Here is a 22,922-nt window from a genome sequence, read left to right on the forward strand (position 1 = left end):
AAGGAGGAAATTGCACGATGCAACGCACATATCTTGCGATAGATCTTAAAAGCTATTACGCGAGTGCGGAATGCGCCGCTCGCCACCTCGACCCGCTTACCACAAATCTGGTCGTGGCAGATTCCTCCCGCACTGAGAAAACTATCTGTCTCTCTGTGTCTCCTTCCCTGAAAGCCTATGGCATTCCGGGTCGCGCCAGACTGTTCGAGGTCGTGCAGAAGGTCAAAGAGGTCAATACGAATCGGTTAAGGGAAGTGGTACGATTAAGAAAAGCTGTGTATAAGGACGGTAAACCATCCTTTTCCTCGGCCTCCTATGATTCCTTATCCCTTGCCACCGACCCATCACTCGAACTCTCTTACCTCGTTGCACCACCCCGGATGGCATACTATGAAAAGGTGTCGCGACAGATTTTTGGCATCTATCTGAAATACATTGCCCCGGAGGACATCGTGGTATATTCCATCGACGAGGTGTTCATCGATGCCACCTCGTACTTATCCCACTACAACATGACAGCACACGACCTTGCCATGACAATGATCCGGGAAGTGCTGTATACAACTGGCATTACAGCCACCGCCGGGATTGGTACGAATCTGTATCTGGCGAAGCTGGCAATGGACATCACCGCCAAACATGCTGCACCGGACAAGGACGGTGTTCGCATCGCTGAGCTGGATGAAGAGAGTTTCCGTTATCTCCTCTGGGATCACAAACCACTCACAGACTTCTGGATGACTGGCCCCGGCACCGTCAAGCGACTAGAAAAACACGGCATCCATACGATGGGCGAACTGGCCTATTTCAGCACCGTCAATCAGGATATCTTATATAAGGAATTCGGCGTTGATGCTGAACTGCTGATTGATCATGCTTGGGGTCTGGAACCCTGCGGCATGAAAGAAATCAAAGCCTACAAACCCAGCACTAATAGTATCTCCGAAGGACAGGTTCTCTCCTGCCCTTACCCATATGACAAAGCCAGAATCATTGTCATGGAGATGGCTGACAGCTTAGTATTGCAATTAACAGATAAAGGACTGGTTACGGATAGCCTGACGTTGGATGTGGGCTATGACCGGGAAAACTGTGACAGCGGAAAATATCACGGTCCGGTACACATCGATCACTACGGCCGCACCGTTCCGAAGGGTGCACATGGCAGTACGAAACTGGATAATCCAACCAACCTCGGAAGCATCCTGATCTCTGCCACAACTGAGTTATTCGAGAGAATAGCCGATAAAACACTGACCGTAAGACGGATCACAATAGCCGCCAACCGTGTGGTCAAAGACGAGGGCTTCTTCCAAGTTGACCTATTCACAGACACGACCAAGCTGGAAAAAGAGAAGAAGCTGCAGAATGCGATGCTAGGACTCAAGAAGAAGTTCGGCAAGAACGCCGTTCTGAAAGGAACCAACTATCTGGATGGTGCAACGATGAGGGAAAGAAATCAGCAGATAGGCGGCCACAAGGCTAAGTAAGGAGGGAGAACATGGACTACAAGAACACGCCGGAAGGCAAAGCCGTCCAAAGTAAGTATGGCAAAATACTCCATGCTTCCCGTCCGGAGCCACCGCACGATCATCCCCGGATGCCGATGTCAAATCGCGCTAAAATCTTCTCTCCTTTTGCCGCCTTACGAGGCTATGAGGATGAGATTGCATCTGAAGGCAGGGATCACCTGAAAGGAAATAGAATCGAACTGTCTGAAGAAGGTAAGGAAGCTCTGAGCCAAAAGATCGGCCAACTTCGGAAGGAACAAAAGGTCACAATTAAATATTTCACGGATGGCTACTATGAAGATATAGACGGGGTACTGGATGCTGTGGATGCGATAAGCAAAGAACTGCGAATTTACACAGGATTTATAAACGATACCGGCAAAGAGCTGCCGACCATTATTGCATTTGAAGATATATTAGAGATTGGGGTGAATATGACTTGAATTACTACTTTTGCGATGCCTGCCGCTACTGCTTCTCTGCCGAGAAGCTGCCAGATCGATGCCCTGACTGCGGAGCACAAACCTATAAAGAGAAGTCAGCGGTGCGCTTAGCGAGTAACAATGAAATAGAGGAATTGCTTAAAATACGGAAAGAAGATAAGGAGGACATACAAAATGAAAGCACATAAATATTGGTCACTCGGAGCACTTGCCTGCATGGCAGGATGCTTCTACACAGGCTGCAAGAAGCTGATGCAGGCTCACAAGTATTTCGCTTGCGGTTCTCTGGTCTGCATGGGTATGGCAATCTACTCCGGCCACAAAATTGCACCGAAGAAGAAAAAAGCTGAAAAGCCTGAAAAATAAGAACACACGCCCTCGCCGTAACAAGCGAGGGCTTTTTTTGAACTCCAGGAGTTCACTTTATTTCCGTCACAAACTATACGCTTCCACCATCAGCCGCATCCCGACTTTCAGACCTTCCTCAAAGGCGGTCTTCTCCCATGCACAGCACACCGTCCCCTGCCGGTCCATGATTTTTTCCCAGAGCGGAATTTTATCTCCGATATAATCATCTACCAACCTATCCATACCATCTAGCCCACGCAGCCACTCTTCCAGTTCCTTTTCCTTGGTCTTTGCTGCCTTCCCGGCAACTGTGTTTTTCTCTACTGGGTTTTTCTCTGTATAATGCTCGTAGATCAGATCCAGCAGATTTTCTACAGGCGGATAATACTCCGGCTCTGTTTTCTTCAAATACTCCTCCAGCATTTCCTTCAATTTTTCTATAATGCTACCATCCTTCCCAACTGAGATTCACATCCTCAGTTACGGCACATATTACCGTAGACTTTTGCACATAGCAACCTATTTTTTGCGGTCTTTCGGATGGCCCATCTTCTCCTTTATCTCGTCCGGCACATCAATCAGCCCAAACCGGTAGAACATTCCGTATATGTAAGTCACGCCCCGGATATCGCCCAGAGCTTTCGGGCGGTCTACCACTTCTCCTTTAATATTCTTCAGCGCCAGCAGCACTGAACTCCACGCTAGACTTTTGCTCTTCTCTCGGCGGTCGATCCACAGCTCTTTTGTGTACTCGCCATTCTTGCCTTTTTTAATTTCGTAAGTGAATGGCAACCCAGAGTAGGTTTTGAATTTCACACCAGCATAGGCCAGAACCACGCTCCAGAAGTTTTCTTCTGTCGAATCAGCCTTCCACCGCTTCATCGCTCTGTATCTCCGCTGCCGCTCTGCTCCTACACTGATTTTCTCTTTTGATGCAGTACTTGGGAAGTACACACCTTTCTGATAAGGCAGGTACGAAGTGACGGAGGCTTTGGAGAGGTCAAGGGCTGCTACGGTTGATAGCAATGCGGTTTTATAGTCTTGTGTTTCTCGATACTTCTCGAAAGTATCCTGTACCTTCTCCGCCACATCTGATTCATACACACCGGCTGTGATGAGCAGCTTCCGTACCTTTATTGGATTTAATCCCAGTTCTTCACCGACGGCCTGCAAGGACATCTCAGAATCATAAAGTGCCACAGCAGCATCCAGCTGCTCTTTCAGGTTCTTCCCGGCATCGTACTCTGGCTTCAACTTCTTCCGGCCACCGCCTGGTTTTCTTGTTTTCTTCATTTACTCATGCAGCTCCAGCGGCTGTCCATCCGGGTCGTGGAAGAAAGTCATCTTCTTGCCGGTGTAATCATCCACGCGGATTGGCTCACATTCAATGCCTACCTCCGCCAGTTCATTCACTGTCTGCTCTACGCTGTCTACACAAAATGCAAGGTGACGCAGGCCACAGGCCTCCGGACGGTTCACACGCTTTGGAGGATTTTCCTCAGCGAAAATTTCAAGTTCCGTAAGTTCATTGACACGAAGATCCAACTTCCAATCCCTGCGCTCCGAGCGATAATTCTCTCTGATAACAGAGAAGCCCAACTTGTTCACATAGAAATCCTTCGCGACTTCGTAGTCAGATACGATGATCGCGATGTGGTGTATTTTAGATAAGTTCATTTTTTTCATGCTCCATTTCTTTTATTTTTGTTCTTCTTTTATTTTCGTTATAAACTATACGGAAGCCTGCAAAAACACCGTGTGAACTTCTGGAGTTCAGTTTGTCCACACGGCAATGGTTTTATTTCAGTTTTTCGAGGATCTCGTCCGCGCTCATGCCACTTGCCAGCAACTTCTTCAGCACAGCCTCTGCCTCGGTCTTCTTTGCTTCTTCAGCGGCCTTAGCATCTGCCTTTGCCTTCTTCGCTTCCAAGGATGCCACTTCTTTTTCGGCCTTCTTCAGAGCAGACTTCTTCTCTTTCAGTGTGTTCTTCTGCTCTTCAATCGCTTTCTGGATGGATACGATCTCAGTATTCAGATATGCAATAGTCTCCTGCTTCTCTGCTATCTGGGATGCGTAGTCATTGATTGTCTTCGGTTTGTTCTTGCTGCCTTTCGTTCTGGGCATATTCATTCAGCCTTTCTTTTACATACACTCATTTCCCATTGATCTTTAAATGTACTGCTCGACAATAGAACTGATCTCATCAATATAATTTCTTACCTCATCGGCTGCATTATTCTCGTCCGGATATTCAAAAATAGTCTCATATTTATTGAGGAACTCATCGAACTGGTATGGACCGCTCTCACGATGATTAGCATGAATATAAGAAACAACCAAAACTGCTGCCTGAATTGGATGACCTTCAAAATAATCTGCATCAGCCATACCAGAGACGCCACCTCAATCACAGCCATAAAGCCTTCTAACCTGATGTTCCAACTCAATTGCGTCATTGTGATTAATTCTAAACATTTTATTGTCCCCCAATCTAATTTTCTTTTCTCACATCTTCGCCGATCATAGATCGTTGCCTGCTGCTCACCACGGAGAGGTGTGTGATTATTACGAGCAGCGTAGGGAGCTACCGCTCCCAGTATATCACAATTTCATCCCGTTTTACAGACGCTTTCTTGCCTTCATCGCCACACAGTACAATAACCCGCCTAGCACTCCGCCGACTGTGTTGTAGAAGATGTCAGATAGCTGAAACGTCCCGAGCCGCAGGAGTAACTGCAGCATCTCTATTATCAAAGAAAAGCCAAACGCTATCTTCCCGCTTTGCCACAGTATCTTCTTCCAGCCGTTTCCTATCTTTTCTTCGAACGTCCACATCGCTACAGCTGAAAACGGTACCATCATGATCACGTTCTCGATGCACTCGGTGGTCAGCTTCTGTTCGCCATTCACAGTCTCCCAGATGCCCCAGCCACCCATGACATCGGATAAAGGATTCATCCAAAGATTGCGGTTTAACAGGGTTCGGAACAGAATAAGTGAAGTCACAAAGGCCAGGAAGAACAGTTTCCGAAAGAACACACTCTCCTTGAACTTCTGATACCATGTCACTATGGCATTCTTCCATCCTTTGCCAGCATGTATTGGCTCATACGCATACAGGTAGAAAAACATAGCTAGGAAAGAAAGAAGGAGTGAGAATCCAAACGGCTCATACATCGCAGTCAGGATGTTTGTGAGTATCTTTCCGAGTAAATCAATCGTTTCATTCATCGTCGTTTACAGATCACTGAACAGGTCAGCCTTGTACACGCCATCCGCCAGCATCTTCTTGAAACTGTCCTTTACTGCTGCAACGTCCTCATGGTAGGTCATGCCATACCAGGTGTCGTTGGTCTTCAGAACCTTTACAGACATCTTTCCATGCTCCAGCAATTCACCGATGAAGATAGGAATCAGATACTCTGCTTTCAGAGGATTGCCCGGGACTTCTTTCTCAAAGAACTCTTTGAAACCTTCCTCCAGAACATCCAGAAAATCAGGAGTTAATCCCCACATATTCATAGAAACCGGAGAATTCACATCAATCACTTTTCCTTCTGTTTCTGCTCCGGTTGCGGTCTTCACAATATTTTTTGTCTCTACAACTTCGGTCAGATTGTTCTGCTCATCCATTTTGCAGATACCGCGAGTTACGCCGCCGTTATCGGACAGAGTGTTCTTCAGCACAAAGCCTGCCATGCAGGACTTTCCGCCGTTCACCAGATACTCATGAACAGCCTTGAAGCCTTCCTTGCCATAGTAATCGTCTGCGTTAATGACGATGAACGGAGTTTTAATTACGTCCTTTGCTGCAAGCACAGCCTGACCGGTTCCCCAAGGTTTTGTACGACCTTCCGGCAGCGTACCAGGAATATCGTTAATATCCTGGAAAGCATAGTCAACAGTTACATTATGAGAAGAGCAAATGGAGGCAATGCGATCACCGATAACCTCTTTAAACTCCTTCTCGATATCCTTACGGATGATAAATACTACATGGTTGAAGCCTGCTTCAATCGCATCATGGATTGAGTAGTCCATGATGATATGACCAGCATCATCCACCGGCTCCAACTGTTTAATTCCCGTTCCGAAACGGCTACCGATACCGGCTGCCATAATAAGTAATGTTGTGTTCATAATTTTTTCCTCTTGCTATCTTTTATTCCACAGTCACACTCTTAGCTAGATTTCTCGGCTTATCCACATCCAGACCCTTGGCTACAGATACATAATAGCCCAGCAGCTGCAACGGAATCACAGCCAAACTGCCCACAAAGTGCTCGTCCACTTTCGGCACATATACCGTGAAGTTTACCTGATCTTCGATTTCATACTTGCCATATGTAGTCAGACCCATCAAATAAGCACCACGGCTCTTGCACTCTAACATATTGCTAATAGTCTTTTCATAGAGTTCGCTCTGGGTCAGTACGCCAATGACCAGTGTTCCCTGCTCAATCAGACTAATCGTTCCGTGCTTCAGTTCACCTGCAGCGTATGCTTCGGAGTGGATGTAGCTGATTTCTTTCAGCTTCAGACTCCCCTCCAAGCAGACAGCATAGTCAATGCCACGACCCACAAAGAACACATCGTGTGCATTCGCATACTTTGCTGCAAACCACTGAATGCGCTCTTTGTCTTCCAGAATCTTCTGCATCTTTTCCGGAATGGTCAGCAACTCGGAAATATAATAGCTGTACTGTTCCTCGGTGATTTTTTCTCTGACCTTGGCAAACTGAACTGCCAGGCAATACATTGCCGCCAGCTGTGCGCTGTATGCTTTTGTTGTAGCAACGGAGATTTCCGGACCGGCAAGGGTGTAGAACACCTTGTCTGCTTCACGGGCAATGCTGCTACCGACCACATTGACAACCGCCAGTGTCGTGATGCCCTTTTCTTTTGCAAGACGGAGCGCAGCCAGCGTATCTGCGGTTTCACCGGACTGGCTGACAACAATCACAAGTGCTTTCTGATTGACCGGCATCTTTCGATAACGGAATTCCGATGCCAATTCCACGCGCACCGGGATATCTGCCATATCTTCCAGCACATACTGAGCAGCCATGCCCACATGCCATGCGGAACCACAGGCTACGATGTAAATTTGCTCAAAGTTCTTAATTTCGTCCTCTGTGAGTTCCACGCTGGACAGGTCGACCTTGCCGTCCTTGATGACAGAGTTCAGCGTATCCTGCACAGCCTTCGGCTGTTCATGGATTTCTTTCATCATGAAATGCTCGAAGCCTGCCTTCTCTGCTGCTTCTGCATCCCACTTAATTTCCGTGGTCTGCTTCTCGATTTCGTCACCGTTCAGGTCATAGAAATGAGCCTCACCCGGAGTCAGCTTTGCAAACTCAAGGTTACCAATGTAATAAACATTCCGGGTATACTTCAGAATGGCAGGAACATCCGATGCCACATAGGTTTCGCCATCTGCAATACCGATGATCATCGGACTGTCCTTACGCGCCACCCAGATCTCACCTGGATAATCCCGGAACATCAACTCAAGGGCATAGGAGCCACGAACGCGCACCATCGTTTTGGCAATGGCATCAATAGGACCCAAATTATACTTTTTATAATAGTAGTCCACCAGCTTAATGACCACTTCGGTATCCGTCTGACTATAGAATGTATAGCCATGTTTCAGCAACTTTTCTTTCAGTTCAGTATAGTTCTCAATAATGCCGTTATGCACGCCAACGACCTCAGACTCCACTGTACCTGAACCAGAACGGGTGCAGTTGCCTGAGACATGCGGATGTGCATTGGTCTGGCTCGGCTCACCATGCGTTGCCCAGCGGGTATGACCAATACCACAGGTTCCTTTCAGTGCTCTACCACCATCTGTTTTCTCAATCAGATTAGACAAACGGCCTTTTGCCTTAACGACCTGCGCCAGATTTTCACCATCACGAACAGCCAGTCCGGCCGAGTCATATCCTCTATATTCCAGCTTTGACAGACCATCTAGCAGGATCAGTGCTGCTTGTCGATTTCCTGTAAAACCAACGATTCCACACATAGATTTATCCCTCCCAGTGTTTTTTCTTATACTTACCCTCTATTACAGAAAATGACTCCGGATTCAATCTCCAAGAGTCATCATCGACTTTACGCCTTGTAGCCCTTTTCACAAATCACATGGACTACTTCGTCCACATACTTCTGGCATATATCGTGGTCAGGTGCTTCCACCATGACACGCACCACCGGCTCGGTACCGGATTCACGCACCAAAATACGACCCGTGTCACCCAATGCTTCTGCCACTCGGCTTACAGCTTCCTGCACAGCCGGGTCGTTCTGTGCTGCCTTCTTATCTGTCACGCGGACATTTTCCAGCACCTGCGGATAGATCTTCAGCGGTGCAGCCAGCTCACTCATCGGCTTCTTCTTAGCCAGCATGACTTCCATCATCTTCAGGCTCGTCAGAATACCATCGCCGGTACTGGCGTACTTGCTGAAAATGATATGACCACTCTGCTCACCGCCAATGCGGCAACCGTTCTTTGCCATATATTCGTAGACGTACTTGTCACCAACAGCAGTCTTTGCATAACCGATGCCCTGCTCATCAAATGCCTTGTACAGACCAAAGTTGGACATAACGGTCGTGACAACGGTATTGTTCAGCAGTTTGCCACGCTCTTTCATGTAGCAGCCGTAGATATACAAAATGTGGTCGCCAGTGATGACATTGCCCTTTTCGTCCACGCACAGGCAACGGTCAGCGTCACCGTCATAGGCAAAACCAACATCCAGACCCTTTTCCACCACAAACTTCTGCAAGCCCTCAATATGGGTGGAGCCTGCATTGTTATTGATGTTCAGGCCGTTAGGCTGGTTATTGATCACATCGGTGTCTGCACCCAGTGCATCAAAGACGGATTTTGCAATGTTCCAGGAACTACCATTGGCACAGTCCAGACCGACTTTGACACCCTTGAAGGAATAGATGCCCAGAGAGATCAGATAACCCATGTAACGATTGCGACCTGCAACATAGTCCACAGTGCAACCGATATGCTCACGATGCGCAAACGGCAGTTCCGGCCAGTCCTTGTCAAATACATGGAGCTTGCCATCGATGTAGTCCTCTACCAGCAGCAGGGTTTCCTCCGGCATTTTCTCGCCATAGCAGTCGATCAGCTTGATGCCGTTGTCGTAATACGGATTGTGGCTGGCAGAAATCATGATGCCACAATCAAAGTCATCCACACGAGCGATATAGGCCACGGACGGGGTGGTGGTGACATGAAGCAGATAAGCGTCTGCGCCAGAAGCCGTCAGACCAGCCACCAGACTATATTCAAACATATAGGAGCTGCGGCGCGTATCCTTACCAATAACGATACGGGCGGGTTCGTTATCTCCATTACGCTCGCGAAGAGCATTATAATACCAGCCGAGAAAACGACCTACTTTGTAAGCGTGGTCGGCTGTTAAAGTAATTCCAGCTTCACCGCGGAAGCCATCTGTTCCAAAGTATTTACCCATTCTAGTGTTCCTTTTTATTTTTCAGTCGACATATTTTTGTTACAGCAAAAAACAATTGTTTAATATCATTTACATATATAAGTATCATTACACAAAATTCGAGAATCAATAACAGTTGTCCAACTGGATTATTGATAAACATAGTTATTGCCTGAACAAGAAGTAATGTCCCTGCAAATATATGACGCTTTTGCCAAATATATAATTTTAAGTACTTTTTTGTATCTCGGATTCTATAATAGAAGACAATAAAGTAGCTAGCCGCGGTAGCAAGGGCGGCTCCCATTGCTCCCATTTGAGGTATAAGAGCAAAATTCAATATAATATTGACCATTGCGCCTGCCGTACCAGACACCAAATAACCCATGCTGTCTTTATGCACTGTATAAGCTGTTGCAACAAATGTTCCCAATGTTGAAAAAATGAATCCAATAATTAGTACCGGCGTATATTTCCAAGCAATATAATACTCTGCTCCAACGTAATACCTTAGAAAAAACTTCATAACCATCATCAAACCGGCAGCACAGATGCAAACGATTACGACCAATCTATTATAAATATCATTGTTGTATTTTTCTTCGTCTGAACTTCCCTCTTCTCTTATCGCCGAATATGACCAAGCCTGATTAAAAACCTGCGTAACAGATGACAATAGGGTTGGAATCTTATATGCTACAGCATAAATACCATTAGCAGCCACCCCGACCATAGCCGTAACCATCAATCGATCAGATGAGTTCATAATCCACCACATAAAAGAGTTTGGAACTAAAACAATTGCATACTTTACCATTTGCACAAGAAGTTTTGAATCAAAAGAGAAATGTTTCATAGCGTTGAAAACATTTCCTGCCACCATCGCATACATTGCGGTCACAAAATTTGCAATAATATAGGCTAACAGGTATCCTTTAATTCCTTTATTAAATTGCACTAAGAATAAAATGTTAAACAAGGCAACGCAAAAAGTTTGAATAATATTTCCTATTGAGTATCTCAGCAATAATTCTTTGCCGCGCAAATAGCAAAGAAACATCTGACTAAATGCAAGCGATACAGCATACATGTACACATATACCGCATACTCATTCAGAGATTTAATTTTAGCAGTTACTGGGAAGATTATTCCGCCAGCAAAAATCGCCAAGAAAAGCGAACATATTCCAACGCTTATTATTTTATTTAAGTCTGCATTTTCGTCCAACGAAAATCGCATTACGGCTTCGCATATATTCAATGTCAACAATGGGACTAATACCATTCCTATTGTTGAGATCATATCAACAGTTCCATATTCACTCGTTGTAAGAATATTGGTGTATAAGGGGACAAGGAAGAAACTAATAAATTTTGTCCCAAAACTCCCTAATGCAAATATTGCTGTATTTTTTAGTAAATATTTTTTTCTCGATGTGCTCATTTATTTTTCCCGTTATTCCTTCGTTATATTCGCTTTACCATTCCTTAAGGAGCCACAAAATGCATCCATCTACGACAATTTTAATTATATGTACAATCCAAGAATTTATAGATAAAATCCATCAAATTATAACCCCAAACACTTTCTTCATTTCTTTCATTTGAAGCTAATCTTATATTCTATTTTATATGTCCCCCCCCCGAATGATTTTGAATTTTATCAGACTTTCTTTTAATTTTTGTTTATAATATACTTTAGGCGCACTCTTCGAAATAGCTTTATAAAATCCCTTGCTCAAATTCGCAAAAAACATCTCTCGGGTCTCTGGTGCAATGGAAGGATGTCTTAATTGATGGTTAGCCTCTAGTGCCTTTTCAATATCAACTTCCTCTAATTTAATTCCGGAGTTCTGAATCAAGGTTACCCCTTTGGTTGTCTGACATAAAACCAAAGAAATACCTTTTTCTTGCTCCCTATCGATTTGATTGCTTCCCCAAGAATCTCCAAGAGTAACATCGGATACTCTCCCCCATGTTGCATACCGACAAGAGTAACAATTTTCTGTGTAATCTAAAGATGTAAGAAATGCATGAGTATACATATCCTGAACACCTGCCGGCACTATCGTTTTATATTCACCATCCTCATCTCGTGAAGACAATCCAAAATTTGTTTTATTTCTGAATCGAATCTCTTTCAGTTGCAAGATGTCAATGCCTTTTTCATATAATGCAAATTTCAAGATTTTTGGTGACGGTGATCCATGACAGATCAAATCAACTGTATAAAGGTTCTCTCTTATATTATCTGGCATTGCCAGCATATAGTTTTTTACCGCTGCCACTTGACAAGGCAAACCAATAAATAGAACGCTATTTCCATTCTTGAGTTTCTCGATAACTTTATCATAAATACCAACTGGATTACTTTTCACATATTTTGAACCTACAAAATGAACCAATTCCTCTTTTTTATTCGTTATGTCAAAAACAAATTCTCCATTACTAAACAGGCAGGCTGCCACATAGCCACCATCATTGACAAAATATTCCATCATAGCAGAAGCTGCACCTCCCGATGATGCTTTGCTTCTAATATTATCTGGCGCCCAACCTTCTTTCCAATAAATAGGTTCATTCAGGTTCACTTTGTGATTATTAGGGCATACTCGTTCGCATGCTCCACAACTAACACATTTGCTTTCATCAATAACTGCATTATATGCCGACACATTATCCTGAATTGATATGGCCTCTTTTTTACATTTTCCTACGCAAGCCATGCAACCTGTGCATAAATCCTGTTTACATACAGTTCTCATCACCCAACCAACTCCCGCTTTTCTAACTATATTTTAATTTATATTGTAAAAATCTATATTGCTGTTTATTTACCTTATATATTTTTGTTCAAATACTGTAAGGTCCTTTGTGTTTCTTCTTCAACAATTGAATCAAAGTTTTCCTTATTTTTCAAAAGGCCATATTTTTCTTCCAGTTCTAAAAGATTACTCATCAAATGATCTTTCATTCCTATTTTTCTAATCAAATCTAGCAGTTTATTTTTATTGCTAGCCCTTGCTAACACTGCAAATTTATCTGCATATTTTGAAGCAAAAATTGTGCCATGAAATGTATCCGTAATTACAAAATCCGACTCTTTAAAAATCTTTAGACACTGAAATGGTGAACATACAATATAATCTTTAATCCAGAATTGCGGTGCACCAATTGCAATCGGTGTCAACTCATGCCTTTTACAAAAAACTTTAATTGCATCAATCTCTTCTGCCGTGTGAATTCGGTTATAATAGGAATAAACCACACAATAATGCTTTGGCATTTTAGGCAAATTCGCCTGTTCCACCTCACAGTTAAAATTATATATCAGCACAGGATCTAAATTATCGTCAATCAACTTATTTGTTAGTTTTTCAACAAATTTGTGCGTATTCTCATCTCTCACCGAAATAGCTGCAACATTTTCAAATGTTTTTCTGATTTTTTTAGCAACCATTGCTGGAAGTTCCTCATATTTTGTGGAGCCACAGGATGCTGCGTAGGTAATCACTTTGTTTGCCTCTGGAACATTACCAAATAACTGTGAAGTAAATCCCCATTCGCCAGAATTCAAGCAATTAAAAACCTCATCACTACCAATAACGCACATATCATATTTCGAGCTTTTTCTATCAATAAAGAGTTCTTTTTGACGAAATTTCTCAAAGATATTTTCCTGGTCAATGCTCTTCTTTTTTATTCTTAGACGGTTCAGTGTGTATCTATCCGTTTTCTTTATTTTTCCAATCAAGCCTGTCGTTTCTTTTTCTTTATCATACTTCTGTTTATAATCACCCAACAATTTATAGTCATCTTCTCTTTTTTCAATATCTATAAATTCCACCTGATGACCGAGTCTTTCAATTGTTGTCTTCAGCGCATACGATTGAAGTAAGGACCCCATATTACCAACCCGTTGCATCGACAAAATACATACTTTCACTTTTTTGTTCCTCCTTCGTTCCTACACGCTTTTATATTCTAAACATTCTTCAAGAAGTCTTTCATATTCAAGAACTTCTTTTGATTTTTTCTGAGTTTTTCTTTGGAATACTCGTAATTTCCTCCGAGTCTCATCATGTTATCCCAGCACTCAGGAAGCTCATCATTTCCATCTGTGAAGAGCCAAAAAAACTCATGTAATGCATGTTCATCTGGTTCTTTTCCATAGTGCTCCCGATATAGCATTACGAGTTCCTTTGCCTCATCAACTTGAGCCGCTTTTCTCTTCTCATGGTATTCCTCAAGACTCATTATAACTTTACAGGGATTACCAGCTGCAACACAATTATCTGGGATATCTTTATTAACTAACGAATTGGCTCCGATAATTACATTGTTTCCAATATGCACGCCCTTTAAGATTGTTGTCTGCATACCGATAAAAACATTGTCTCCGATTTTGACCCCCCCCCCGATGATCCAAGAATGTCACCATAGACACCTTTCAAAACGGACCAATCAAATCCATGCGTCAAAATCGTTACTCCCTCTGTTATTTTTACATTCTTTCCAATATCAATCAACCAAGGACGTGTGGTATCAATTTGTGTTTTTGTCGGAACATAAATTGTTGATTCATCTCCTATCTTCATACCCAAACTGCGGAGATATTTAATATACGTTTCTGTGGATGCCTTATGGCCATAGATCAGCTTTCTAATTATTCTATTTATCATAACAGTTGTTCTCCTCCATAAATATATCAACTATTGCCGGAACTGAAAAAATAAAAAAAGCCATATAGCCCGCATCCATATTTAAAGCACTATTATAAACCGAATTGATAATACATAATATTGCTGTAATTCCAGCCACCTGCACTACACATCTAAGTTGTTGTGAAATATCATTACTATATCTATTTGCAATTCTTTTATTTATTTTTCTGGAATAAGTAAATATTCTCAGAAAGAACAATTCATAAAGCATAAGTCCAACAGTTCCAGTTTCAATAAAGATTATTGCATCCGTAAACCATTGATAATGCAGTGCTTGATTCAGAAGATAAAACCGACTATTAAAGAACGAAAACGCAGCTGAATAGCTTGCGTTTCCAAGACCTATACCAAATAACGTTCCCAACGGATTCCCATTTAGAAACCTTTCATAAAGTTGTGAAACTGCATTCATTCGACTTAAATCTCCGGAGTTTGTATATCCGCGATCTCCCATATATTTTGTAATCGCATCAGAAGTAAAAAACTCCAATCCAGACGATTCAAAATAATGCCCAAGCATTGAAATTCCTACGGCTATTCCGCAAACTCCAAGCATAATAATTATTATTTTTCTAAAGCTAAATTTAGCATTAAGCATACCAATCAAGATTATAACTGGAAGTTCGAAAAGATAAACTTTCAATTCTGCTATTGCCATCAAAAAAAAGCAACTCATGATGGAAATCATAGTCTGCATAAGGCCTATCTTTTTTTCCAAATATTCTGTTACATAAATTGCAGAAATTACAATCATGAACAGATTTAAATAACCATTACATCCTGTTTGTGTTCCAAATATTCCTCCGATATTATCTCCTGAGTATCCCAATCCTAACTCTACAAGACAAATAAAGAAATTAATTATATAGATTTTTTTTAATTTGGGAATAATTTCTAGCACATCTGATATATCTAATAGCGCAATGCATGATATAAAATATGCATAATATCTAAAAACATTTCTAAAGCCCCATATATAGAGTATTGGCGAACCCTCTACTGCAATCAGTCCTATAACCGTAGAACAAAAAAAAGACAGTATTATCCACAATCCAACTCTACTGTTCCCGTATTTAATCATTTTCCCATTAACAATGACATAAACAATGAGAATAATATTAAACAAATCGAGCACATATGCCACATACCCAGGAACTCCAACAAGATCTCTAAGTACGCCATAAAACATCAACCAATACAGTTGAAACCAGACCAATGATTTTATGTTTTTATGAAAATATAATGAATTGCCTCTTTTTTCAATTATCATATATTATATCCTCATCCCGACCATAGAATAACTCATGTAATATATCTTATACTTTACTGCCAGCCAAAACAGCCTCTTTTTTAGGGTCATCTTTTTCATATCCACATTTTTGATTACCCTATGAAGATGTTCATCTTTTACTATATCCATAAACATATCTTTTTTTTGTTTAGCCATCAAATCAGATTGAAGAACCATTTTAAGTGCCGCCATAGTATTATCCATATATGGTTTTGATAAACGAAGTTTTATTTCCTCGGAATATCCTAGATTTTCGCATTCATTAATTGCTCGATCGTAAAAATCCTTGATTCTCTCATAGCGGTCCACTCTTAATGTATGCGTTAGAGACCCCATATTTGTACAATAGTAATAAAAAGGCTCGGCTAGAAACGCAACACTTTTTACACTATTGTATAACTGAAGTAATGAGTATACATCTTCAGAGATAATATCTCTTTCTGACACTAACCGCCAGTTTGCTCCATTGATCAGTCGCATTGAAAACAAACCGCCACACACGCTCATCCAAAATTCATCCCCTGCATTTGGATCAGTTGCTATCATATTAGGTAGAACATAATTTTGTATTTCCTCATTTTTATAAAATGTCTTATACGGCTTTGGTATGCATTCCTTTACCTTTTTCCCATTAGAGTCGACTACGTTATATCCGTACATTACTATATCTGCATTATACTGTTCCGCACATTTATATGTTTTCTCTACCATATCTGTAGCAATATAATCGTCACTATCAACAAAACAAATATACTCTCCGGTTGCACAATCAATGCCTGTATTTCTTGCGTATCCCAAACCAGCATTCTTTTTATGCACTACCTTAATCCTGTTATCTCGATTTTTCCAAGACTCACAAATTTGAGGGCAATTATCTGGCGACTCATCATCCACTAATATTATTTCTAAATTTTTATATGTTTGACCAACAACACTTTCAATGCATCTATTCAGGTACTTTTCAACATTATAAATCGGTATCACTACCGTAACCGTTTTACTCATGCCATCCTTTTTATCCATTTGCTTCAAGCCAAAACTCCTTATCTCTACGGTTCCTTACATACAGGATCATTATTAATTACAATTTAGTCTTTTGTATATTTTTTCATATTGATCACATTTTCTTTTCCATGTATAGTCTTTTACTTTTTTTCTAGCATTTTGTCCACGCTTTTCTACTTCTTTTGGATTCACAATACAAGCAACCATTGCGTTTTTCAAACCAGCTATGTATGATTTTCGATTTTCACCGCTATATAACCAGCCAGTATTTTCATCTACAAGTATTGCTCCTCCAAACTTATTAATTGTAATTATAGGCATCCCTTGCGACATAGCTTCGATCAACACCGTTCCAGTTGTTTCTCTAATACTTGGCATGATTAGTACATCTGACATTTCATATTCCCTTTGCATTTCAGAGTATTCAACTGCCCCCATGAACTGTACATGTGCAGACAACAAGGAGTTTGATTCACAACGATGTTTTAAATGTGAAAGTTCCGGGCCAGTTCCTACTATTTTCACTATGTATTTCCACTCGTCTGGAATTTCCATTATTGCATCAAAGAGTAATTCCAGTCCTTTTCGATACACCATTCTTCCTGCAAACAAGAAAACGAGTTCATTATTTATATCATTTGGTACAATTCTTTCCTCAATTGATATTTCATCCGCAGCAATTTCTGTAACCAAAGGAACATTTTCATCTAATCCCAAAAAATCGCGTGTCTCTCGATTCGCAAACATAATATAGTCGCAGCGATTTAGTTTGCCCGTAATTCTCAGCTTAAAACGATACCAACGATTTATCCCTGAACGAACAACTTCAATGATTTCATGTCCCTTTGCGTAATCTTTTAACCCATTAGGCAAAGACTCGCCTCCGCCAAGTGGCCCGCAAATAAATTTGATATTTGCTATCTTTCCATAGTCGCCAATTGCACGGAACTCAATTGGCGTAATCTGATGAATAACGTCAATTTTTTGATCTGCACAGATTTTCTTTGCAAGAGGAAGTACCCGTCTATTCCACACATTAAGTCTTCCAGAATACATGAATCCCTTGAAGATTTTCTTATAAAAATTCGGGATATCAACATAATAAAACTTTATATTTTGAAGTGGGTGTCTCTGCAAATATTTTTCGACTGGTTCACGCTGCTCTTCCTTTGTAATTACATAAACAGTATTCGTTTTTGAAATTTCATAAGGAACACACCAACCTATTTTATCTTCACTTCCGGCAAAAGGATTACATGAATAAGCTATATATAGGATATTCATTACTTATTCTCCATCTGCTGTGCGATATCAGCATCCACGATTTCCTCACCAGTCTTATGCTTCAGCTGTTCCTTAGATGCTTCACTCAGACCGTTGTTGATCACACAGTTCATATCGCAAGTGCTACACTTATCAAGATCCTCTTTGGTAACTTTGCCATCACGGTAGTCACGGCAAATCTTCAACTCATACATGCTGTACGGATGCTTGGTGAAGAGAGCCTTAAACTTGTGAACCAGAACCCATGTAGCAGGCTTCCAAATGTACTTGTGCATAGCAGGACTTACACTACCGATCATCCAGCAGTCACGGTCACAGCAACGAACTTTTGCACGAACCTTCTCTGCTTCCGGGCTGTTCCACAGCTCGTCCCAAGTCTGATTGTTCAGGTTGCCCATGACCTCTTTATCCTTGGTACCATTGCAAGGCATAACATCACCATACGGGTCGATGAAGAAAGTATCGAAGCTCATGTCACAGGGCAGCAGACGCTTCTGGCCATAGATGTAATTGATCAGGCCGTGGTTAAAGTAGGCACGGAACCACTTCTTCGGGCTGTTGCTACGGAGCAGTTCGTTGACCAGATTCTCGAAGTTCTTTGCAACCATCGGACGGTCATGAATGATGTTCTTCGCCTCAACGAAATAGAAGCTGTTGTGCAGGGAAGCGGTTGCGAACTCCATACCCATCTCGTTAGAGATTTTGTACAGAGAAACCAGATCCGGAGCATTCTTGTCCTGAACAGTCATGCCGAAACCAACGTCTTTCATTCCCATCTCACGCAGCTTCTTCAGCGTACCGTAACCACGCTGGTAGCCGTTCTGCAGGCCACGGATTTCGTTGTTGGTCTGCTCCAGACCCTCGATGGAAATACGGATACCGATCTGCGGGAACTCCTTGCACAGATCAACGATACGATCTGTGAAGAAACCGTTGGTAGAGATAACGATACGATCAGACTTCTTGTACAGTTCGCGCACGATATCCTTCAGGTCAGTACGGATGAACGGCTCACCGCCGGTAATGTTGGTAAAGTACATCTTCGGCAGCTTCTTGATGGTTTCGATGCTGATTTCTTCTTCCGGCTTGGAAGGTGCTTTATAACGGTTGCACATGGAGCAACGAGCGTTGCAGCGGTAAGTAACGATAACCGTACCATTTAACTTCTTTTCTTCAGACATGATTAACTCTCCTATTAACAATCAAAGTTTCAATTTTATTTAAGAACCACTTGGCACATACCGAGAACACAACTGCGCCGCAAATAACTGCGCCCGCTGTGAAGATATATGCAAGTAAGCCATTACCAAACAGATGGACAAGGTGCAATTTTTCAAGCACACGATAAATTACCATGTGGCACAGATAGATCTCGAAGCATATGCCACCGAGGAATTTTGCGACTGGATTGACCAGTACCCCCCCACTTACATCCGAGGGTATAAAGCAATGCTGCCACACAAAAAAACAGCATCGTAAAAGTGGAGCTGCCTAACACGAAATACGCAACTGTGGCTGCCAGCAGAATCGCACCGGTGATTACCTTATGTTTCTGTGCAAATTCAGCAAGTTCTTTCCGGTAAAGGTAGATCAAGCCACCTGCGATAAAGTAGATTGCATCGTAGACAATATTTGTTCTGTCGGCATTGAAGTAGCTACCACACAGAAAATTGAACACCAATGCGACTATCGCCACTCCCCACGCTCTCTTCTTATTTCCAAGTAGGAAGCAGAAAAACGGGAACAGCATATAGAACACAAAAATAACCGCCAGTGTCCAACTCACACCAATGACCGTAATATTCGCATTTGGCAGAAGTCCCTGACATAAAGTCAAATTAGCGAATACTTCAGACAACGATTCTTTGCTCGGTGAAATTACAAAGTCCAACGCACAAAGCAGTGCAAAGTACGGCCAGATTTTTATGTATCGCTTCTTGTAGAAATCTTCCATGCTGATCTTGCGGTCTATGATTTTCTGGTAATAGCCGCAGCACATACCAAAACCGCTGACCATCATAAAAAGAAAAACGAGGTTCGTGAAAGATGGTATAAGCCGTTCAAACGCAAATCCTCCAAGTTCATATTTTCCATTTGAAAGGACGTGCATCAAAGCAATGCCAATGATGGCATACGCTTTCAATCCATCGATTCCCTCATATCGATCCGCTTTTATAGCCATCGATTCTCTCCTCCTTTACCGATCTTACTGATACACCTTCAACATTTTCTCCCAATGTTCATCACGACTGATGACACAAATATATAATTTATAATCGAAATTGAACTCCAAAAAGTTTACCAAGATTCACCGCATATATCATCAATACATGTAAGTCATATTTCAAAGCAAAAAGCGGAATATCTACTTTTTTTCGCCCCGTAAACGGTAAAACTTTTATAGACTCTTTTACAATCGAATTCCGGATATACTTTTTCGTCTCTCTCCTTGCAGAAAAAGGCATCTTAATTATCAATTCAAAGCAAGACATAACATTTGATCCTGCATAGTCCTTAATAGAAAAATCAAAGCCTCTTTTATTTAAATCATTCACAATGTTACTACGTGCTTCGAGCAATGCCGTTTTATTTTCCACCAGTTCCGCATCTCGTTTTTTCATAAAAGCACCGGATGGACGAATCGTATAGCAATAAAATCCCTTATTCAATGTTCTAATTTTTTGTGCTCGAGAAAAGCACATTGCATTGAACATACTATCTTCATTTAATCGAATTGAAGGATTAAAACGGATTTGGTTTTTATTCAAAAAATCTCTACGATACACATTTCGCCAAACAGCTCCCCATTCAAGCCTTTTCGATATCGCCTCTGTTGACTTCGCCCATTTCAAAATGTCCTCAACTGAATATCCAAGATATTTTGGAAGAACAGTTCTAACCGTTTCTTCGACCGAATTGGAAATATAATTCTTTTGCGGAAAAATTTCTCCTTCTTTAACTATATTTCCATTTTTATCTTCTACAATTTGATAAAATCCCAAAATGGCAACATCTACGTTTATCGATGTCATAAAGGTCTTTATCGTGGAAAAATAATTTTCTTTCACAGTATCATCTGGATCAATAAATATAATGTAATCACTGGTTGCATTTTCAATCCCTGTGTTTCTTGCTGCTGAAACACCACAATTACACGTGTGAATTATTTTAATCCGTGCATCTTTGTACTCAAATTCTATATTGTGATCACAATTGCTCTTATCAAAATATTGGCTTAACCCCCCCCCGATATCATCAGAAGAACCATCGTTCACCAATACAATTTCAATATCATTACAATCATTTTTAAAAATACTATCTAAGCATTTCGGCAAATATTTCATCACATTGTAGCATGGCAAAACCAAACTTAAACTCATTTTTTACCTCGTAAATATTTCTCATTTTGAGAATCAAGTGCATTATAATGCAATCCTTTAATATGTGAAAACTTCAAGCCTGCATTACACAACAAATAGCTCCCTCAAATTCTTTTTATCTATAAACTCTCATAATTTTCTCGTAATACTCATCAATGGTATCGAAGCTGATGCCCTTACAATTTTCACTGTACTCTCTGCACAGCTCCTTATCGCCCCAGAGCTTCTGAATCTTACTCTTCAGTTCTTCCGAACTACCGCTCTTAAACAGCTCACCGGTCTTACCGACCTGGATCAGTTCCGGGATACCACCAATATCAGCTCCCAGCACCGGTGTGCCATACATCTGGGATTCCATCACAGAGAACGGGCAGTTCTCGTACCACTCGGACGGATAAATGGAAAACCGCGCCTCACGGATCAGCTTCTCCAGTGCCTCGCCTTTCTGGAAGCCAACATTTTTAATGTTACTTACACCCTTGATGCTCTCTTCCAGCGGGCCAGTGCCGGCGAAGATAAACTGCACATCCGGCAGCTCCTTACAGACCTTGATGAGTGTGCCGATACCCTTTTCCTCAGAGAAGCGGCCGAAGTAAAGGACGTAATCCTTCTTCGGAGTCTCTTTCCACTCCACCTTATCGATGAAGTTATGCATTGCCACGGTCTTCGTCGCAAACAGCGGATTGCTGTCCATCTTGCTCTTCATGAACTCAGAGCAGCAGATCATGGTGTCAATGTACTTGTAAGTTCCTTTCCGCTTCCAGAACTCTGCCTCCATCATGCCGATGGCAGACTTCGCCGTGGAGCCGTGGATACACTTGCCTTTCATGCAGTTCACGAAATGGCCGCCGAGGCACTTCTCACAGTTCTGGTGGGTGTTCGGATTGTTCAGCATGTGGTTCGGGCAAACCAGCTGGTAGTCATGTGCCGTGAAGATGATCTTGCAATCCCTTCCAGTCTCCTTGCGCCACTTCACGATTTCTAGGATGATGGAAGGAGTCAGTTGGTAGTTAAAATTGTTCAGGTGACAGACATCCGGCTTGAAGTCGTCCAGAACTTTTCTCAACTGCACCCGTGCTTCCTTGCTGTAGATGGTCTTGATCGGGTAGGTCAGCTTGCTCAGTTTGCTGCCGCCGTGGAAATCCATATCAGATGTATAAGCATTGACACGGTTACCTACGCAGCGACCTTCATGCTCCATTCCGAAGTACTGAACTTCGTGTCCGTGCTGCTCCAGTGCCTCACCTAACTTGAATATATACGTCTCACTTCCGCCGTTTCGGTGCAGAAATTTATTCAAAATCAGCGTCCTCACGTTAAATTTCTCCTTATTCTATGTTCTATTTCACTACCTCTGTTCAGATAAAGCACTTCCAATGTGTTGTTCATAAACCAGAGTGCTCCATACAAACGCAGGTAGTGATACTGAAAGTTCTTATGATAAAATCAT

Annotated in this window: 24 protein-coding genes; 3 read left to right on the top strand and 21 right to left on the bottom strand. The window is 41.9% G+C overall.

Annotated features, from left to right (window positions below; genetic code table 11):
- Positions 1 to 17 precede the first annotated feature (17 nt).
- The 3 genes from C7U56_RS04185 to C7U56_RS04195 all read left to right on the top strand — a co-directional run bounded on the left by C7U56_RS04185 (position 18) and on the right by C7U56_RS04195 (position 2,320).
- Entirely contained in the window at positions 18 to 1,490 is a 1,473-nt protein-coding gene (locus C7U56_RS04185) for a Y-family DNA polymerase (protein WP_107000265.1), read from the top strand.
- Positions 1,491 to 1,501: 11 nt separating this feature from the next.
- Entirely contained in the window at positions 1,502 to 1,954 is a 453-nt protein-coding gene (locus C7U56_RS04190; protein ID WP_107000266.1) for a YolD-like family protein, read from the top strand.
- Between the two features lie 174 nt (positions 1,955 to 2,128).
- The gene (locus C7U56_RS04195) at positions 2,129 to 2,320 is read left to right on the top strand and encodes a DUF6219 family protein (protein WP_055247149.1); all 192 of its coding nucleotides are present in this window, start codon (positions 2,129 to 2,131) and stop codon (positions 2,318 to 2,320) included.
- 66 nt (positions 2,321 to 2,386) lie between these two features.
- On the opposite strand, the gene C7U56_RS04200 is transcribed toward C7U56_RS04195, so the two are convergent.
- From C7U56_RS04200 to C7U56_RS04295, 21 genes are all read right to left on the bottom strand, one after another.
- Positions 2,387 to 2,710 (bottom strand): hypothetical protein, encoded by a 324-nt coding sequence (locus C7U56_RS04200; protein WP_181357164.1) that lies wholly within the window; start codon positions 2,708 to 2,710, stop codon positions 2,387 to 2,389.
- 111 nt (positions 2,711 to 2,821) lie between these two features.
- Positions 2,822 to 3,595 carry a hypothetical protein gene (locus C7U56_RS15875; RefSeq protein ID WP_233430176.1) on the bottom strand — a complete coding sequence of 258 codons (774 nt, stop codon included), beginning with the start codon at positions 3,593 to 3,595 and terminating at the stop codon, positions 2,822 to 2,824.
- Positions 3,596 to 3,979, bottom strand: a complete 384-nt coding sequence (gene gloA2, locus C7U56_RS04210) for an SMU1112c/YaeR family gloxylase I-like metalloprotein (RefSeq protein WP_107000447.1) — start codon at positions 3,977 to 3,979, stop codon at positions 3,596 to 3,598.
- A 121-nt stretch (positions 3,980 to 4,100) separates the two neighbouring features.
- The gene (locus C7U56_RS04215; protein WP_107000448.1) at positions 4,101 to 4,427 is read right to left on the bottom strand and encodes a hypothetical protein; all 327 of its coding nucleotides are present in this window, start codon (positions 4,425 to 4,427) and stop codon (positions 4,101 to 4,103) included.
- Positions 4,428 to 4,472: 45 nt separating this feature from the next.
- Positions 4,473 to 4,691, bottom strand: coding sequence for a hypothetical protein (locus C7U56_RS04220; protein ID WP_107000268.1), 219 nt, complete (start codon positions 4,689 to 4,691; stop codon positions 4,473 to 4,475).
- 231 nt (positions 4,692 to 4,922) lie between these two features.
- Entirely contained in the window at positions 4,923 to 5,372 is a 450-nt protein-coding gene (locus C7U56_RS04225; protein ID WP_233430177.1) for a VanZ family protein, read from the bottom strand.
- Between the two features lie 168 nt (positions 5,373 to 5,540).
- Positions 5,541 to 6,443: a sugar phosphate nucleotidyltransferase gene (locus tag C7U56_RS04230; RefSeq protein ID WP_107000270.1), complete on the bottom strand. Its 903-nt coding sequence runs from the start codon at positions 6,441 to 6,443 to the stop codon at positions 5,541 to 5,543.
- Between the two features lie 22 nt (positions 6,444 to 6,465).
- Positions 6,466 to 8,334 carry a glutamine--fructose-6-phosphate transaminase (isomerizing) gene (gene glmS, locus C7U56_RS04235; protein WP_107000271.1) on the bottom strand — a complete coding sequence of 623 codons (1,869 nt, stop codon included), beginning with the start codon at positions 8,332 to 8,334 and terminating at the stop codon, positions 6,466 to 6,468.
- Between the two features lie 89 nt (positions 8,335 to 8,423).
- Positions 8,424 to 9,809, bottom strand: a complete 1,386-nt coding sequence (gene glmM, locus C7U56_RS04240) for a phosphoglucosamine mutase (RefSeq protein WP_107000272.1) — start codon at positions 9,807 to 9,809, stop codon at positions 8,424 to 8,426.
- A gap of 1 nt (position 9,810) precedes the next feature.
- Entirely contained in the window at positions 9,811 to 11,232 is a 1,422-nt protein-coding gene (locus C7U56_RS04245) for an oligosaccharide flippase family protein (RefSeq protein ID WP_107000273.1), read from the bottom strand.
- A gap of 184 nt (positions 11,233 to 11,416) precedes the next feature.
- A complete protein-coding gene (locus C7U56_RS04250) occupies positions 11,417 to 12,553 on the bottom strand; it encodes a Coenzyme F420 hydrogenase/dehydrogenase, beta subunit C-terminal domain (RefSeq protein ID WP_233430178.1) in 1,137 nt (378 codons plus the stop codon).
- Between the two features lie 74 nt (positions 12,554 to 12,627).
- Positions 12,628 to 13,734: a polysaccharide pyruvyl transferase family protein gene (locus C7U56_RS04255; RefSeq protein WP_233430179.1), complete on the bottom strand. Its 1,107-nt coding sequence runs from the start codon at positions 13,732 to 13,734 to the stop codon at positions 12,628 to 12,630.
- 38 nt (positions 13,735 to 13,772) lie between these two features.
- A complete protein-coding gene (locus C7U56_RS16275; protein WP_207655654.1) occupies positions 13,773 to 14,168 on the bottom strand; it encodes a hypothetical protein in 396 nt (131 codons plus the stop codon).
- Entirely contained in the window at positions 14,150 to 14,470 is a 321-nt protein-coding gene (locus C7U56_RS15745) for a hypothetical protein (protein ID WP_207655655.1), read from the bottom strand. Before C7U56_RS15745 ends, C7U56_RS16275 begins: the two co-directional genes overlap by 19 nt.
- Entirely contained in the window at positions 14,460 to 15,782 is a 1,323-nt protein-coding gene (locus C7U56_RS04265) for a hypothetical protein (RefSeq protein ID WP_107000275.1), read from the bottom strand. The genes C7U56_RS15745 and C7U56_RS04265 overlap by 11 nt, the downstream gene beginning before the upstream one ends.
- Before the next feature lie 3 nt (positions 15,783 to 15,785).
- A complete protein-coding gene (locus C7U56_RS04270) occupies positions 15,786 to 16,826 on the bottom strand; it encodes a glycosyltransferase family 2 protein (protein ID WP_233430196.1) in 1,041 nt (346 codons plus the stop codon).
- 54 nt (positions 16,827 to 16,880) lie between these two features.
- Entirely contained in the window at positions 16,881 to 18,092 is a 1,212-nt protein-coding gene (locus C7U56_RS04275; RefSeq protein ID WP_107000277.1) for a glycosyltransferase family 4 protein, read from the bottom strand.
- Positions 18,092 to 19,273 (bottom strand): radical SAM protein, encoded by a 1,182-nt coding sequence (locus C7U56_RS04280; RefSeq protein ID WP_107000278.1) that lies wholly within the window; start codon positions 19,271 to 19,273, stop codon positions 18,092 to 18,094. Before C7U56_RS04280 ends, C7U56_RS04275 begins: the two co-directional genes overlap by 1 nt.
- 152 nt (positions 19,274 to 19,425) lie before the next feature.
- A complete protein-coding gene (locus C7U56_RS04285; protein WP_233430180.1) occupies positions 19,426 to 20,274 on the bottom strand; it encodes an acyltransferase family protein in 849 nt (282 codons plus the stop codon).
- 88 nt (positions 20,275 to 20,362) lie between these two features.
- Complete coding sequence (locus C7U56_RS04290; RefSeq protein ID WP_107000279.1) at positions 20,363 to 21,472, bottom strand: glycosyltransferase; 1,110 nt, start codon at positions 21,470 to 21,472, stop codon at positions 20,363 to 20,365.
- Positions 21,473 to 21,587: 115 nt separating this feature from the next.
- Entirely contained in the window at positions 21,588 to 22,772 is a 1,185-nt protein-coding gene (locus C7U56_RS04295) for a glycosyltransferase (RefSeq protein WP_330663209.1), read from the bottom strand.
- Between the last annotated feature and the right edge of the window lie 150 nt (positions 22,773 to 22,922).

This window comes from Clostridium fessum, assembly GCF_003024715.1.
Lineage (GTDB): Bacteria > Bacillota > Clostridia > Lachnospirales > Lachnospiraceae > Otoolea > Otoolea fessa.